12 protein-coding genes are annotated in these 15,453 nt (G+C 40.2%); 7 read left to right on the top strand and 5 right to left on the bottom strand.

Annotated elements, in window-relative coordinates:
- Window positions 1-375: 375 nt before the first annotated feature.
- Both MSHOH_RS14345 and MSHOH_RS14340 read right to left on the bottom strand, forming a co-directional pair.
- On the bottom strand, window positions 376-1,605 hold the full coding sequence (locus tag MSHOH_RS14345; protein WP_048143509.1) for an ABC transporter permease: 1,230 nt from the start codon (window positions 1,603-1,605) through the stop codon (window positions 376-378).
- 34 nt (window positions 1,606-1,639) lie between these two features.
- A complete protein-coding gene (locus tag MSHOH_RS14340; protein ID WP_048140607.1) occupies window positions 1,640-3,058 on the bottom strand; it encodes a COG1361 S-layer family protein in 1,419 nt (472 codons plus the stop codon).
- 1,263 nt (window positions 3,059-4,321) lie between these two features.
- On the opposite strand from MSHOH_RS14340, the gene MSHOH_RS14335 reads away from it, so the two are divergent.
- The 3 genes from MSHOH_RS14335 (at window position 4,322) to tnpA (ending at window position 6,652) form a co-directional block, all read left to right on the top strand.
- A complete protein-coding gene (locus tag MSHOH_RS14335; protein WP_239450987.1) occupies window positions 4,322-4,894 on the top strand; it encodes an Ig-like domain-containing protein in 573 nt (190 codons plus the stop codon).
- Window positions 4,895-5,043: 149 nt separating this feature from the next.
- Window positions 5,044-5,934 (top strand): HEAT repeat domain-containing protein, encoded by an 891-nt coding sequence (locus MSHOH_RS14330; RefSeq protein ID WP_048140605.1) that lies wholly within the window; start codon window positions 5,044-5,046, stop codon window positions 5,932-5,934.
- A 253-nt stretch (window positions 5,935-6,187) separates the two neighbouring features.
- The gene (gene tnpA, locus MSHOH_RS14325; RefSeq protein WP_048140603.1) at window positions 6,188-6,652 is read left to right on the top strand and encodes an IS200/IS605 family transposase; all 465 of its coding nucleotides are present in this window, start codon (window positions 6,188-6,190) and stop codon (window positions 6,650-6,652) included.
- A 120-nt stretch (window positions 6,653-6,772) separates the two neighbouring features.
- Here tnpA and MSHOH_RS22915 read toward each other — a convergent pair whose 3' ends face one another.
- Together MSHOH_RS22915 and MSHOH_RS14315 are read right to left on the bottom strand one after the other, a co-directional pair.
- Window positions 6,773-7,111 carry a hypothetical protein gene (locus MSHOH_RS22915; RefSeq protein WP_048140599.1) on the bottom strand — a complete coding sequence of 113 codons (339 nt, stop codon included), beginning with the start codon at window positions 7,109-7,111 and terminating at the stop codon, window positions 6,773-6,775.
- Between the two features lie 369 nt (window positions 7,112-7,480).
- Complete coding sequence (locus tag MSHOH_RS14315) at window positions 7,481-8,719, bottom strand: hypothetical protein (RefSeq protein ID WP_048140597.1); 1,239 nt, start codon at window positions 8,717-8,719, stop codon at window positions 7,481-7,483.
- Between the two features lie 326 nt (window positions 8,720-9,045).
- Here MSHOH_RS14315 and MSHOH_RS14310 point away from each other — a divergent pair, with 326 nt between their 5' ends.
- Window positions 9,046-10,344: a serpin family protein gene (locus MSHOH_RS14310; RefSeq protein WP_048140596.1), complete on the top strand. Its 1,299-nt coding sequence runs from the start codon at window positions 9,046-9,048 to the stop codon at window positions 10,342-10,344.
- Window positions 10,345-11,300: 956 nt separating this feature from the next.
- Window positions 11,301-11,546 carry a hypothetical protein gene (locus tag MSHOH_RS23935; RefSeq protein ID WP_158024187.1) on the top strand — a complete coding sequence of 82 codons (246 nt, stop codon included), beginning with the start codon at window positions 11,301-11,303 and terminating at the stop codon, window positions 11,544-11,546.
- A 49-nt stretch (window positions 11,547-11,595) separates the two neighbouring features.
- On the opposite strand, the gene MSHOH_RS14300 is transcribed toward MSHOH_RS23935, so the two are convergent.
- The gene (locus tag MSHOH_RS14300; RefSeq protein ID WP_158024186.1) at window positions 11,596-11,907 is read right to left on the bottom strand and encodes a hypothetical protein; all 312 of its coding nucleotides are present in this window, start codon (window positions 11,905-11,907) and stop codon (window positions 11,596-11,598) included.
- Window positions 11,908-11,959: 52 nt separating this feature from the next.
- Here MSHOH_RS14300 and MSHOH_RS14295 point away from each other — a divergent pair, with 52 nt between their 5' ends.
- Together MSHOH_RS14295 and MSHOH_RS14290 are read left to right on the top strand one after the other, a co-directional pair.
- Window positions 11,960-14,965: a HEAT repeat domain-containing protein gene (locus MSHOH_RS14295; protein WP_048140589.1), complete on the top strand. Its 3,006-nt coding sequence runs from the start codon at window positions 11,960-11,962 to the stop codon at window positions 14,963-14,965.
- Window positions 14,966-15,036: 71 nt separating this feature from the next.
- A complete protein-coding gene (locus tag MSHOH_RS14290; protein ID WP_048140587.1) occupies window positions 15,037-15,342 on the top strand; it encodes a hypothetical protein in 306 nt (101 codons plus the stop codon).
- The last annotated feature ends 111 nt before the right edge of the window (window positions 15,343-15,453 follow it).

Here is a 15,453-nt window from a genome sequence, read left to right as displayed (position 1 = left end):
TGATTTATAACTTGATCTATTTGTTATATCTGTTGTAATATAACATTGATATAAATTTGGTTATACTGAGAGATTTCTCATAAAACAATACATTTTCATTAAAAACCAAATCAAACCCTGTAAAAGGAAACAATAGATAACAAAATGAAAGCATTAGGGGTAAGTTTGAGTTTGTATACACGCCAAAATATGAGAACTGGTTAAGCATTGGAGAGTTGAAGTCAGTGTACTCACAATTCAGTGTTTAAAAGAGTAGATAACTTAGATTGTCAGGAAAAATACATTGACTGGATTGTCAAAAGTTCGGAAACAGATCAGGTCTCAAAAAACGTTCAAATATTAAAAATTAAGAAAGGGTAATCCCTTTTTTTCCTTTTATTCATATCTCAATGCATCTACAGGCTTCAATTTCGAGGCTCTGTATGCAGGCACCACTCCTGAGATCACGCCTATAAGAACTGCCAATACAAGTCCTTCAATCATCAGGTAAGGGCTTACTCCACCTCCTGACATCATCTCACCTCCCATCATCGTTTGGAGGCCAGCTGAAACAATCCATCCCAGTATAACTCCAAGAATGCCGCCAACAAGCCCTACCATTGCGGAGTTAAAGAGGAAAATCATGAGTATATCCCTGTTTTTCGCCCCGATGGCTTTCATAGTCCCTATTTCTTTTGTCTTTTCCAGTACAGAGGTAAACATGGTGTTGGCGATACCCACAGCTCCTACAAGAAGGGAGACGGCTGCAATGGCTCCGAGGAAGAGTGTCATCGAACTTGTCATTTCGGTAACAGACTCAGCCATAGACTTTGCAGCTGTTACGGAAAAGTCCCTGTCCTCTTCCTTAATAACGTGTCTTGAGATCATGAGCTTGTCCTCTATATCTTCCATAAGTTCGTCCACCATGTCTTCACTTTTGGCTTTTACAACGATATAGTCATAAACACCTTCTTCTGCATCCTCAATAAGCTCCACTGCCCCATCGATTGGCATGTAGATACTTAAGTCATCTCCTTCTCCCTTTTCTTCCAGAATTCCGACAACTCTCACTGATTTATTATCTATTGTTATTATCTGGTTAACTCCAATGTCCCGGTCGTAAACTCCACTGGCAATATCGCTTCCTATAACTGCTACATACCTATCAGCCGGTTCGAGCAATCTTCCGGACTGAGGCTTAAGTGTTGTCATGTACTTCCAGACCTGGGGGTCCACACCTATGATTGAGAGGGTTGCAGTTTCTCCTGCATATTTTACCTCTTCGCTGCCGGAAATTTGACCGGTAATATGCTCTATACTTTCCAGACCCTGGAGTGCATCAATATCATCATCTGTCAATTCAGCATCCATTGATGTCTCCCAGCCCATTCCTGGAGGGCCACGCATGTTAGATTCCGCCCTTGTATATCCCGGACTTATGAGTATTTTTGTCAGGTCCATTTCGGCAAGCCTGGTCTGAATGTCTGCCTGCATGGCATCCCCTAAAGAGACAATGCCGATTACAGATCCGACTCCTATAACTATCCCGATAATGGTCAGCCAGCTTCGGAGCTTGCTGTGCACAAGCATGTTCAGGGCCATTTTCAGGTAGATTGAATTTCTTATCTTGAACCCCCCGTTATCTAAAGGTGTTGATTTTTCAGTCTTTTGATGCTTCATGGACGTGTTTCTGTTCTTCAGGCTTTTTGCTACCTTCAGGTTTTTTGTTACCGGATTTTTTCAGCCTTTTTGCCTGTACCCTTTCCTGTATTTTCTTCCGGTACACAAATGCTCCGCCTGCAAGAACTATTACCGCAATATAGAGCAGGGATGAACTGATTCCACCGCTGTTGCCTGGTCTTTGTCCCTGTGCAGGCATAGCTCCGCCGGTAATCTCGAGCTCTACTTCCTTATCCACAGTTATTCTTTCTCCTTTTGCATCCGTGTATTCAATCCGGACTTTCAGCGGATTGCCTTCAACGGAAGCAGCAGTTAAATTTCCTCCTTCAGCACCTGCTCTTGCGGTACCGGACTCTTCCTCACTACCTTCAGTCCCTAAGGCGCCCTGTGTGCTGGTTACGTCAAATGAAGCGATTGTATAGTCACCTTTCTCAAGGTTTCCAACAATGGTTGAGGAACTTCCCGATACTTTGTAGTTTTCCTGTTTCGGGACAGATACTTTCACCGAATATGCAATGTTATTACCTACATTTGCAACTGAGAGCGAGATCTCTCCTTCATCGCTTTCTGAGAACGAAACATCGAAGTCGGTTTCTCCACCTACGAAAACTCCTGCTGTAGTATTGATGGTTTGCTCGTTTGATTCATAGTCCTCAAGAACGAGGTTTATGTCCAGAGTATAAAGTCCCGGATCTGCGTTTACATCTGCCATTACGGCGTAAACAACGTTTACTGATTCACCTGCATCCAGGTACTTGATATACTTTGTATTGTCCGAGTATACAGGGAGGATCACACCTTTAGAGTCTTTCCAGGAAACTACCATGTTTTTCAGAGGGGAAGTTCCGGTGTTTGTTATGATGAACTCAAGAGTCTCTTCTTTTGCAATGTCAATGTTCGCCTTGTCTATGGTTACAATCTGAGCGTACTCTTTGCCCCTTACATCAATAGTGACGGTTTTTGTAGTGGTGTATGTGTTTGACGAAGATCCGGATCCACTTTTATAGGTAGTGACAATGTCTACATCATAAGTACCAGCAGATGCGTTGGCATCTGTCATTAGCTTGAATTTAAGGACGCCTCCCTCTTTAGTATCCTGCCGTGCATTCAGATAAGAGATGTTTTTTCCAAGGGACTGTCCGGAAATCCCAGTGAAGGGATATTCCGGTTTGACGGTGACAGTAATGTCCTTCAGATCCTTTGTTCCCACATTCTGCACGCTGACAGTGAGTTCAACAGGTTCCCCAGGGCGGGCAGTGTTAGGGTTCTGGTTGGTTAAATTTACATCCAGAGATGCAGAGTTTATATTTCCGTTTGATGCACTCAGTGCTGTTCCGGCTCCAAGGCATGTAAATGCTGAAAATACCAGTAAGATTGTAAGTAAAGAGAACTTCTTCACTTTTGTTCCTCCGCTTCACTTTTCTTGCTTTCCTTGGTTTTTTTTCTATCTCTCCGTCCCTGATGTATACAACCCTTGTTGCGTATTTTACCAGGTCAAGATCATGGTAATAATGATAATCGTCTTTCTTTCTCTTGCATGTAGTTCGTCCAGAAATTCCAGTATATAATCCCCGGTCTTGTGTCCAGGTTTCCTGTATGTGATATAGTTTGAAAGGCTCTGTAGAAATCCTCTAACTGCTTATTTTTACCCAAAAATCTATAAAAATCAGGTTTCAAAATTGCTCCTTATTTTTCCCCCACAGAAAAGAGAAGCAATCTCTATTGTCATCAAATAAGTATATTAAATTTGTTAATCTCAGTCTTAAAAAGGTTCGACTTCCCAGATTGAACCTTTTTTACTCCTGTAAATATTTCAAACACGTTTATACTCAACATTAACTTCTTGTTCTGGCTTTATCGAAGGAGTATATAAGTACAGATTATCGTGATTTTGTAGAACTTATTGATCTCATAAAAATAAAGGAAAAACTTGACCTTGATAAGATTCGTCAGTACACTACTCTTCGAAATTTTATATCCAGAATTCCTTCTTTTGCAGAATTCCTTCTTTATCATTTAATCTAATCTTGTCAAGAGTCCTGAAGCTATTTTACTTACATGGAGAAGATGTTTCTATTAGCAATTGATGCAACTGGATTTACGCGTTCTTACACGCAAGTTATTCATTATATTAAAGGATTGTATGAACCTTACTTATTTTTCTAGAAGGCTGTCCCTCAGCGTGCGCGTAACCGATGAGAACATCAGCACCTGAATTGTAAGAAGAAAAGACTGTTTGCATTACCCGCAACAGTACTTTAAATCAAAGTTGCGCTGATAAACCCCGCTAGTTTTCAGCGAAGTGTCTTACTTAAATAAAAAAAATGCTTTCCATAGACCTCAAAGTTTTTCTTTTTTCTTTAATCATTGAATTTATTCCTGCATTCATGAAGATAAAAAGCTAACAAAAGAAGTAAACAGGCTACTACAATTATTTATCAAACGTATATTATATATGCTAATAATATGATCAAATATATATATCCAAGAAACACGTAGTCAAACTCAAAACTAACTGGTAATTTCTTTCATTCATCTCTGAAGGAAGCATGATATTTAAGTTGTAAACTTCAGCCAGGAGACATGTTTGGAGAGGATTTACTAGATGGAGTAAAATTCAGGTTGAGTAAATAAAAATGGTAAAAATATGGGGGGTAAAGAATTGACAAAGAAATATGTGCTTAAAAAGAAACATCATTTACTTGGTGGCCTGTTAGTAGGGACAACAGTTGGGACAGCCGCCGGAGCTGCGGTAGGCTTTGTTGCCGGTGTTACGGCGAGATATGCTTATGATAAATATATTAAAGAGAAAAAAGCGTACAAAAAATTCCATGTAGTTCCAAAGAAGGTACTTAAACGCCCATACCCTGCTACTGTGAAGTCTGTTTATCCAGATCGACAAATATTTTCCAAGGACCCGAAGTCCCCTATCTGGATTGAGTTCGATTCTTCTATCGACAGTTCTACTGTCACGAAGGATACAGTTATTGTCAGGAGTTCAGCTTCGAAAAATCCTGTAGAAGGTACTCTTGATGCCAGTACCAGAACGCTGACGTTCAGGCCTTCTGAAGAGTATCCTGTGGGAGAAGAAGAGACTAAAATCTCTATTACTTTGATAGGAACTGACACGGGATCAGGGGTTATCAAAGATGCTAAAGGTGCTCCTTTTGATGGAGATAAAGATGGAGAAGCTGGTGGAGATTTCACATACGAGTTTAAGATTTCGGAAAAATAAAATTTCTTATACAGTACTTTTTTCTTTTTATAGAGTACCTGAATATTATATTTTTCTCATTTTTCTCAACAAGCAGGATACTTAACCAAAGTAAAATCGTTGTAAAGTGTTTAGTTTCATAAAATTTGTGCTATTGCTGGTGAGGACTCTTGGTCGATCAGTCCAACGTACACGAAAGAACATTTAGCCCGAGTTTAGATGAAAGAACAGACTTTTTACAGCAGCTCATAACATGTTTTGGGTTCCTTCCAGACAGGCAGCAAGCTCTGGAGGACATTATCAGGCTTTGTTCCGATGAAGATAAAACTCTCAGGGGAAAAGCAATAAACACCCTTGGAACATTTTTCATAGAACTTTCGGGTACGGAAAAAGAAAAGGTCTGGAACCGCCTGCTTGAACTTCTAAGGACCGAAGACCCGGAAGTCTGGAAAGCCGTAGCCTTGTCTATCGTTTCTGCATTCGGCTATATGCCGGAGAAAAGAAAAGCATGGGACTTTCTCCTTCGGCTGGCTGAGGACGAGAGCAGTTATGTCAGAACACGTGCAGTAGAAGTTTTAATCCTGCTTTTCCCTTCCATGCCGGATAGAGAAAAGATCTGGGCTGATTTTATAGCTCTTGCAGGGAGCGAGCATGGGGAAGTCCGTGAACTCGCCTCGAATGCCTTTATTTTGATATACCCTTACATGGAAGATAGAAAACAGGTCTGGGAAAGCCTGCTGAAACTTTCAGGGAGCGGGGACAGCCATGTGCGGGACAGAGCAGGAGATATTATGGTACGGATCTTCCACCAGCTCCCTGATCAAAAAAAAGCCATGCAAGATGTCGAAAACCTGACCCTGAGACAAATGGACTACATATCCCGGCGGGCTTTGAAAGCACTCAGGGACGATTATCCCGAGCTTTCCGAAGCAGGAAACCCGGCTGAAGAGCTTTACAGGCTTGCAGCAAAAAAGGCCCCATATGCGAGAAGGAAGGGTTCCGGCACAGCAGGAAAGGGGCAGAGAGCTTCCGGCAAAGAAAGAACAGGGGAAAAGCAGTAATTTTTATCAAATTGAAATAAGCCTGATGCTATCTGATGCTTTTTTGGCCCCTATTTCCCCTTTTTTCTTCATTACTAAGGGAGCGCAGAGGGTCACGAATACCCCGTCCTTCAGGTCGGGGATGAAGTGAACCCTCGCCTCTTCGTTTTTTCACTTTAATTATCTAAATCCTCACTTTTTTTGTAAAATAAGGTTTTTTTGGCACCATAACCAGAGGTGGTGCCAGCCACCTTTGGCTAGGATGTGATATAAGTTGGAATTACGCAGTTTTAGCCATGGCTATGGTCAGATTACTTACCACATCGTGTTGGTGCCTAAGTATCGATACAATATATTCTACAATAAGAGAATTAAAAAGGATTGCGAGTTGATTCTCAGTATAATTTGTGCTAAAAATAGCTACAAAATACATGCAATGGAAGTAGTAGATGATCATGTTCATTTGTTTCTTGAATTTCATCCAAGTAATTCTCTGTCAGAGGTAATTCAGTATTTGAAAGGAGGTAGTTCTTACAGCTTATTCAAGCTTCATCCTGATCTTAAAAAACGATATTGGGGTGGAAATCTATGGTCAAGTGGAAAGTTCTATCGATCCGTTGGAAACGTAACTGCTGATACAATTAAGCATTACATTAAAGAATCGCAAGGAAAACCGAGTGAAGAGTCTCGATTGCATAGGTTCATGAGATCCAAGCAAAGAAGACTTGATGATTTCTAATTACCAGAACAACCGGGCGGGCGGCCCGAAGCATACCCCATCCTTTAGGGTGGGGTGGCCGCCCGCAATTTGATTTCTCGGGAAATCAGAAAAAACTTCTACCTCTCTCCAGTTTTTCCCTCACGCACCTTTGCATTCGTCTACGAATAGTATCATTCTCTCATCTGCGGTCTCACAGCTGACGAAAAAAGGTTTTTCCTCGATTGTAGTGGTAAGAATAGACCTACCATCCCACTCGAATCTCCCGGTAACCCCTCTTTCTGAAAGCTTTCCTTCATTTCCAGGCGGGACATCGATGCCATAATTCTGAAGCCTGTTCTTCATGCACTCAAACGCGTCAGGTGTAACGTTAACAAATGTTATAGATTTACAGCTGCTCTCTTCATTCTGTGCCTGAGCTAATCCAGGAGAAAAAACCAAGCAGACTACTAGCAGAGAAAATATCGATTTCATTTTCATTCTTCAACCCCCCACGTACAAACTCAGCCATTTTATTTAGACTGGACTACAAAAGCAATTAAATAATGAAATAAATTAATAAAGAAGTTTAGATTAGTATAAGAATTAAATAAATGTCAATTAAATACTATTCGAGTAATATCATTATCAGTTTATAAATAGTTAATCTTCATTAAGAATAGGTTTTAGTGTGAAGTGCAAAGTTTAGTTTGAAGTATGAAGTTCAATCTGGTTTTCAGAATTAAAGAAATTTTGAAAAATATCCATTTCTTTTTTCATCCAAATTCGAACGAGTAACCCAGTGTTTTCGATCCTGCTGCTGAGAACTGATAAGATTAATTTGCAACAGTGCCTGAGACAAGGATTTTTTTACATGATATCTCCATTTTCTTGTTCTTCAGTATAGGATACAAGTGAAGAAAGGGCCTGTAACCTCCGATACTCAGATTTAATCGCGGAAGCAATCTCGCGGGTTTTTTTCAGAGTTTCTTTTTTTCTTGCCTCACCCAGATATGGAATTATGAATGAAAGAGCCTGCGGTCTCATGTCTTTGTCTTTAAGGCTGAAAGCTAACTGAAGGGCTTCTTCTATGATTTCCTCTTTTCTTTGCCCTTTGAGGCAGGGGATAAGCATCGAAAAAACCTGAATCCTCAGAAACTCGGATTGAATTCCGGCTGTCATTTCGAGGGCTTTTTCAAGAAGAATTTCATTCCTTAAGCCTTCAAGATGCTCAATAAGTAAGGAAAATATCTGAAACTTTGCATCGTCATATTGAATATGAGGAGAGAAATCAAAAATATCTTCAATAAGCTCTTCTTTTCCCATTCCCTTCAGGTAAGAAGCAAGCGGAGAAAGAATTCTTGCCCTCTCTGATTCGTCCTGAATATTGGATGTAGAGTAAAGAACCTTTTTTATGTATTCTCCCTTTTTTGGACCTTTCAGATAAGGAACAATCAGTGAAAGGGCCTGGGATCTCAGGTCTCCGTACTGGATCTGGCAGGCAAAGTCAAGGGTTTTTTCTAGAATTTTTTCATTTCCTTGCCTGCATTCTGAAAGCTCTGAATTCCGGACAGCATTGTCAGAGTTGACACTATTAAAATCCCTGATATCACTGATAAAACCGACATCACTATTTGTTGCTATTAATTTTTCAAGCAGTTCGTTAAATTCTTCAAGTACTCTGATTTTATCATCTGAATTTTGTGCAGTGATCATGTTTGAACTCTCTTCGACTGCTATCTTCTTTATTTGTCCGTTTTCAATAAATGATGAAATTTCTTTTTCCAGAGCAGGATATTTTTCAAATGATTTCAGTATCTTCTGAACCAGAGCCAGCTTTACTTCCGGATCAGAGGGTGCAATGATCATATCTCCTGCGGCTTCTTTTAATTCGAGACATTCTCTCGAACATAGTTTTTCCCACATCTTTTTCTTAACCACCCATACCTCAGGTCCTGCTTTTTTGATAGCTTCTTCGTCCGCTTTTTTAGACCCGATGACCAGATAGGGAATTACAGGCTCAAGAAAATCCGTAACTGTTTGTGCCAGTTGCCTTATTGTTAATTGACTGTTTGCCAGTTGACTGATTATTACATCCTTCTGTTGCATTATTTCATCCTTCGTTTGCAAAACATTACGTTCCTTTCTTTGGTTTGGTTCCAGAATAAAGTAATATCAATAAGTGCAATACCTTTACTGGAATAAATATAATAACAGATAAATACTTTGTTGGAAGCTTTAGAATGCTCCTATGATCTTTAGATGATCTATAAGAAGTGATTATTTAAAACTCGGTTGCCAGAAAGAGATCAAAACAATCGAAAAAAGTCTACCTCTGTTTTTGGATCCAACATCTTGTCTTATTTACGGAAAAAGATATTTTTCTTAATAATATATAAATAAACTTTAGTAACAGTTTAAAAATATTAGAATGCATGGTCAAAGTGAAAATTGTTTTTCTTTTATTTACCCTGACGTTGCTCTGCACAGGCTGCATCGAAGATACGATTGTGATTAAAGAAAATACGACTGTCGTTCCGGAAAATACGATAAGTGCTGACTCAGTTAAAGATTATGACATTGCAGCTGCAAATAATGCTTTTGCTTTTGATATGTATTCTCAACTGGCACAACTGGAAAGCGGAAATGAAAGCGGAAATAAGAGAAACGTCTTTTTTTCTCCACACAGCATATATACTGCCATGGCAATCTGTTATGAGGGAGCTGAAGGCACTACAAAAGAGCAGACATCAAATGTATTCTATTTCCCTGCCAATAAAACGATTTTGAAGGTTCGTATGGAGAGAACGAACAACACGATAAATTCCGTAAATAGTGATTATGAACTTCAAACTGCAAATGCATTATGGATTCAGGAAGGGTATCCCGTAAAGGAAGCATACATCTACAACGTGAAAAAATACTATGACGGAGAAGTAACAAATCTTGATTTTGTAAGAAAACCTGACGCTTCCAGAAATACTATTAATAAGTGGGTCGAAGACAAAACCAGTGATAAAATCAAAGATCTCGTCCCGAAAAATTCAATAACAGCTGACACGCGTGTAATTATTACAAATGCGATTTACTTTAACGGAAAATGGGTGTATGAATTTGATAAGGAAATGACGGATAAAAAACCCTTTTATCCGACTGGAGGAGAAGAAATCTCTCTGGACACGATGTACATATGTAACAGATTTAACTATGGCGAAAACTCAAAGGCGAAGATTATAGAATTGCCTTATAAAGGCAACGACTTATCTATGTACATTGTGCTTCCGAAAAACAACAATATTGAAAAGTTTGAGACAGGATTCACACTAAACGATTACACTAAACTTAAAAATGACATGGAATCCGTAGAAGAAGTAAAGGTTTCAATTCCTAAATTTAAGTTTGAGACTAAAACCGAACTTACTAATTCTCTCATCGATATGGGCGTTGTGGATGCCTTCGGTCCGGCAAATTTTTCAGGAATTAGTGACGATCCATTATCGATTTCCAGAGTGATTCATCAAACGTTTATAGATGTGAAGGAAGAGGGTACGGAAGCTGCCGCAGCAACAGCGGTTGTGATGGAGAGGGGCATGAGCATCTCATGGGATCCCAAACCAAAAGAGTTCAAAGCCGACCATCCTTTCATGTTCTTCATAGAGGACAGAAGGACAAACTGCATCCTTTTCATGGGGAAAGTTGAATACCCTGAGTATGAGGAGACTGAAGAGATTTAAAGTAATAGCAAAAAATAGCTAAATAAAGACCTGCTGAGATTTTAGATTTCAAGAATCTCCTTTTTTTCATTTTTCAGGAAAAACCGTCGCCGGTTTTTATTTTCTGAGAGAATACGCTTTTTGTTCATTCCGACAACTGTATAATAGCCGTAAGCAAATCCCACTTATCGACCTGCTCATGGAGTACTTCTCCTCAGGCATACTCAAGCCAGAGTTTTACTTCCTTTTTAGCTCTCAACAAACTCCTCGAGCCATCGGACTCCAGTGCTGAAGCAAATCAGCACAACCTTTCTCTAGTTATCTAATATAGCAGCATGAAGCAAAAACAAGTTTGAAACAATAAGAATAAGTGGAAAAAGCTAAGAACAGTTATTGCCATGACATCTTATCTAGCATCCTGATTAAGTCGCTCGCTTCATCAAAGGATAATTCAGTCCAGTTCTTCTTATATTCATCGCAATACTGACTAATTTTTTTATGTCTTTCCATATACCGAAGTGATTTTATTAAGATACTTTTTTGTCTAAAAGTTATCGAAGAATCCATTAACTCCATAAAAAGCTCCTTAGATAATGTCTTTACTTTTCAGCCTTCTGTAGCTTGATCAATCAAAAATCTAGAAATCTTAAAAGCATTATATTCTTCGCAAAAAACTCTATACTATTGGTTACTACTTATATATGACTTATCCTATATATACATACTTTACAACGATATTCTTGTAGATATAAATATGAAAATGTCAGTATATAGTCCTGTATCTTTATACTGAGATACCTTCTTCATTATATTTCAATTCAGATTGACCTTAAGTGAAAGTCCAGGTAAATAATAGAGTGTCTCTTTCTGGATCCTTTTTCTACTTAATGAGTGATTTTAATAAAACTCATCGAGATTACCAAAAATAGCACGGCTGTAAAACCAATAATGGTCTTACTGACATAATTAAAGATTTAATGAGCTCAACTGCCGAGCTGTATGCAAATGTGGGATATGTTTCTCTCTGGATTGGCTATCTGGCGATTGAATCAAATAGTTGTGTAGGCATGTGGACGCCTAAGTCGCCTCTGAGAAATAATCGTATGGAAATTGCATACCTTACTTTTCTGGATTACAAGGAGAGCTATGCAGCTACATGCATGGCCAAAGTACTCGTGCAAATCGCATTCGAGGGAGTTCCGGAAATGACTATCGTCGCATAGAACTTTCTGAAGAAAACGCATCAACCAGTATACTCAGAAAACCGGATTATCAATTAGTAGATGAACTGGAGCATCCTTTGGACGGCAGGGTATGGGAACGATGGTTAAAAAAATCCAGAAAAGGACTGAAAAAATCTCCAAAAACCAAATTAAAAACCTGTCTAATTTTTCTTAGATTATATTTATTAGACTCATCCAGTTTGAGAATTATGAAAAGTATCCTGTCTGAGAAAACATTATTCTGGAAAATAGCTGTTATAGACTTATCCAGTTCAATTTCTCTTCCATGACCTGACGTTGAACGCTCTTTTGCTGCCAGCAAAAATTCAAAATCAATACTTATAAAAGATAAACCTGCCAAACTGGAATATATCATAACTGGAAGGGATTAGAGCAGCAGTTGGTGGGAATTTTTGAGTGACCAGCCCGAGATACATGATAAGACTTTCAATCAGGCATCGAATGAACGGATAAAAGCTGCAAGACAGCTGGGAACCCTTTTTGAGGTTTTTCCTGATAGAAGACAGGCATTTGAAGATCTTTTGAGACTCTGTTCTGACAGGGACAGCGAGGTGAGGGAAGAGGCTGTAAATTCCCTTACAACGGTTTTTCCTAACGTGCCGGAAAAGGAGCTGGCCTGGGAGAGGTTTGTAAACCTTACGGCTTATCCTGTTGAAAGAATTATCAGAACGGCAGTTAACTCCCTGATTGCTGTTTTTCCTCTCATGCCGGATAAAAAAAGGGCATGGAAAGACCTGATTGAGCTAGTAAACTCAAAATCAAGCCTTGAGGATGTGAGCAGGGGAATTATTCGTTCGCTTCCAAATGCCATTTCTGAATTTCCGGATAAGGGACAGGTATGGAAGGACTTACTTGAAATGACAGCATCAGACGATCTCTATGTCCGGGAAAAGTCTGCTTCTTTTTTAAGCATGGTCTTTCCGGAGCTCCCTGAAGAGAAAAAAGGTAAAGCATGGGAGGACCTCCTTGAGATGGCAGGAGAAGCCGGAGATATACAGGTTAGAGAACAGGCTTCAAAGACTTTTGGAGAGGTTTTTTCTTTTTTGCCTGATGAAAAGAAAGATGAGGCCTGGGAAGAGATGCTGCAGATCGCAGGAAAATCCGTAGATCAGGCAGTTCAAAAGGAAATTTTGCTTGCTCTGCCTTCTATCTTTTCTACGGTCCCTGATAAAAACAGGGCATGGAACAGCATTTTAAGGCTTATAGAAGATGAAAGAGGGCCTGTAAGAAAGCAGGCTGCAAATATTCTTATTTCGATCTTTCCTGACACGCCGAATAAAAACAGAGTATGGTCTGATCTTCTTAAGCTAACAGGAGCATGGGATAGGTATGTCAGAGATACTGCTGCAGATGCACTTGTCAGTGTGTTCCCGTACCTTGAAGATAAAGATGCGGTTTGGAAAGAACTCATGGGACTTACCGGAAACGAGGATGAGTATATTCAGAGAACGGCTGCTGATACCCTCAGTAAGGTTTTCCCTTATGTTTCCGATAAAAGCCAGGCATATTCGGATCTTATGAATCTGGCTGAAAAAAGGGACAGTTATGTGCTAAGGAGAGTTGTGAAAACTCTTGCTTTGATCGATCCTCAATTTTATGAAGGGTATAAGATAAGTGAAGTAAAAGCGGAAAATGGAGAAACGAAGGAGAAAGAGATATGGGAGGGAAAGAAAGAAGTTAAGTCTGCAGGGTTTTACAAACTTGCATCTGAAAAAGCTGCCTTCGTAAGAAGGGATGCAGCTAATTCTCTGGGGTATGCTCTCTCTGAAGAGAAGAGAGGAAAGAAAAAAGGAATGATGGGGGAAAGAGAAGTAATGGGGAAAGAGAAGATAGAAAATGAGCAGGTTAAGGAAAACAAGAAACCTGTCTTTGACCTCCTGAAATTTACAGGGGATAGAGACGAATATGTGCGGAAAGATGCGGCAGAATCTTTTGCAAGAGCATACTCCGGGCTTCCGGAAAAAGAAGAAATTGTAGAAGAGCTCATCCGGCTCAGTTCGGATCCCGACCCACAGATGAGAAGGGGTGCAATTGAATCCCTTCTTGCTCTTTATTCGCGGAAATCAGGCAAAACACAGGACGTCTGGCGTGAACTCCTTAAAATGTCCGGAGATGGAGATACAGGCGTTAGAAAGGGTACCGCAGGCCTGCTTTCGTATGTTTTTCCAGCGGTTGAGGAAAAATCCTCAGTTTTTTTTGACCTTGTCAGGCTCACTGAAAGCCAGGACGCCCAGCTTAGAAAAAGAGCGGTAGAGCTTCTTGCTGTCGCATTTGCATATTCCGATAATAAGCAAAGGGCATGGAAAGATCTTTTGAGGCTTACTTCAGTTGAGGACAGAGAAGTCAGGAAAGGGGCGGCACTTGCTCTTTCGTCCGGTTACTCAGGAGTTCCGGATAAAGGAAAAGCCTGGAGCGACCTTATCAGGCTTTCAGCTCACAGCGACAGTTTTGTGCAACGTGCAGCAACACGAGCTCTCGGGCCTGCCTTCTTCGATGTGCCTGATAAAACACAGGCATGGAGAGACCTGCAGGTTCTTATTGACAACCCTTACATTTATGTTCGCAGATATGCACTCCGCTCCCTTGGAAGGGCTTCCCTTTGGAGAGCGCTCAGGGCGGAAAACGAGGCTACCTATCTTTTCGGACTTAAAGAGGCAGTCAAATACTTTAAAGAGGCAGCTGAAACCTCTATTGACAATGTGATTCCCGAGTTCTACTATCCCTTTTATGAAGCTCTCTTGCAGATCCTTTTCAATGAGAGGTCTTTCAGATTCGAAAGTGAACGGTATCTCTCAGAGGTAACCCATGAGATAAAGGATCTTGAAGAAAACCAGAAGCTCCTCGAAGCTCTGGAAGAATTCGCAGGGCTTCTTCGAGCAGCAGGAAACCTGATTCCCGGGGATCTGCCTGCCCAGAAGGAACTTCTTGAGGCCTGTATTGGGGCTTTTGACAGGGCTTCAGGACTCTTTGAGGCTGTGGAAGAAGACGCCATTCTTGCGCAAAAAAGTGTGAAAAAAGAGTATCCGAAGATTGGAAAGGTAGTCCTGGAGCAGAAACTGAAAGAGACTCTTTCCGGAATCAGGTATAAAGCAAGGACAGCCTGTCTTCAGGCAAAAGGCACACCTACGGAAAAAATTACATGTACTGTAAGTCAAAAGGTAAGAGAATGGATTTTCCAGGACCTTGAAAAAGATAGAAAAGAACTGGACAGGCAGCTTGACTCTTTACTTAATATCCTTAGAGCCCAGATTCCCAATGTTCCTGAAAATACGTACATTTTTGAGAAACTTGAGGACATCAGACAGGAGCAGGACCTTCTTGAGCGCTACAGGCGGGTTGGCAGGTTCATAGGTCTGATCCCCGGAGTGAGGATGCCATCAAGAGCTTCAGGTAAATAAGGATTTTTCTACCCTCCAGGTTTATCCGCAGTTTACCTTCAGTTTATATCCTATCCTGCCAATCCCCTTTTATGTATGAAACGGGCATTAAATTAACGGAAGAAGATTTTGAATTCTCAAAGCATCCTCTTTCTAAAAAATTCATTCGCCTCGTATTCGAAAAATATCAGCTGGAGTATATTGCCTATTTCGGAGGGAACATGTTCTATGTTTCAAGGCAGAACTCGGAACCCCTTATGCCCTTACATGCCAGAGGCGGATATCCTGAAGATATTGAACTTGTGTTCGATTTCATGGCACGTGAAAGAATTCGAAGGATAAGGTATGAAAGAGGTGTGCTTTTTAGGTCTGCAGTTTCGAGACTTTCTGATTCTTGAAAAAACAACCAAAATAAAATGATTAAGACAAATGTAAAAATCCGGATCTGAAAAAGCAGTTTCTATCCAATTGCATTTGAAATAAGAGAACTAAAAGAACCCGATTGGTTT

It is taken from the genome of Methanosarcina horonobensis HB-1 = JCM 15518, from assembly GCF_000970285.1.
GTDB lineage: Archaea > Halobacteriota > Methanosarcinia > Methanosarcinales > Methanosarcinaceae > Methanosarcina > Methanosarcina horonobensis.
The sequence above is the reverse complement of the archived record's forward strand: the minus strand, read 5'-3'. Positions and strand labels throughout refer to the sequence as shown.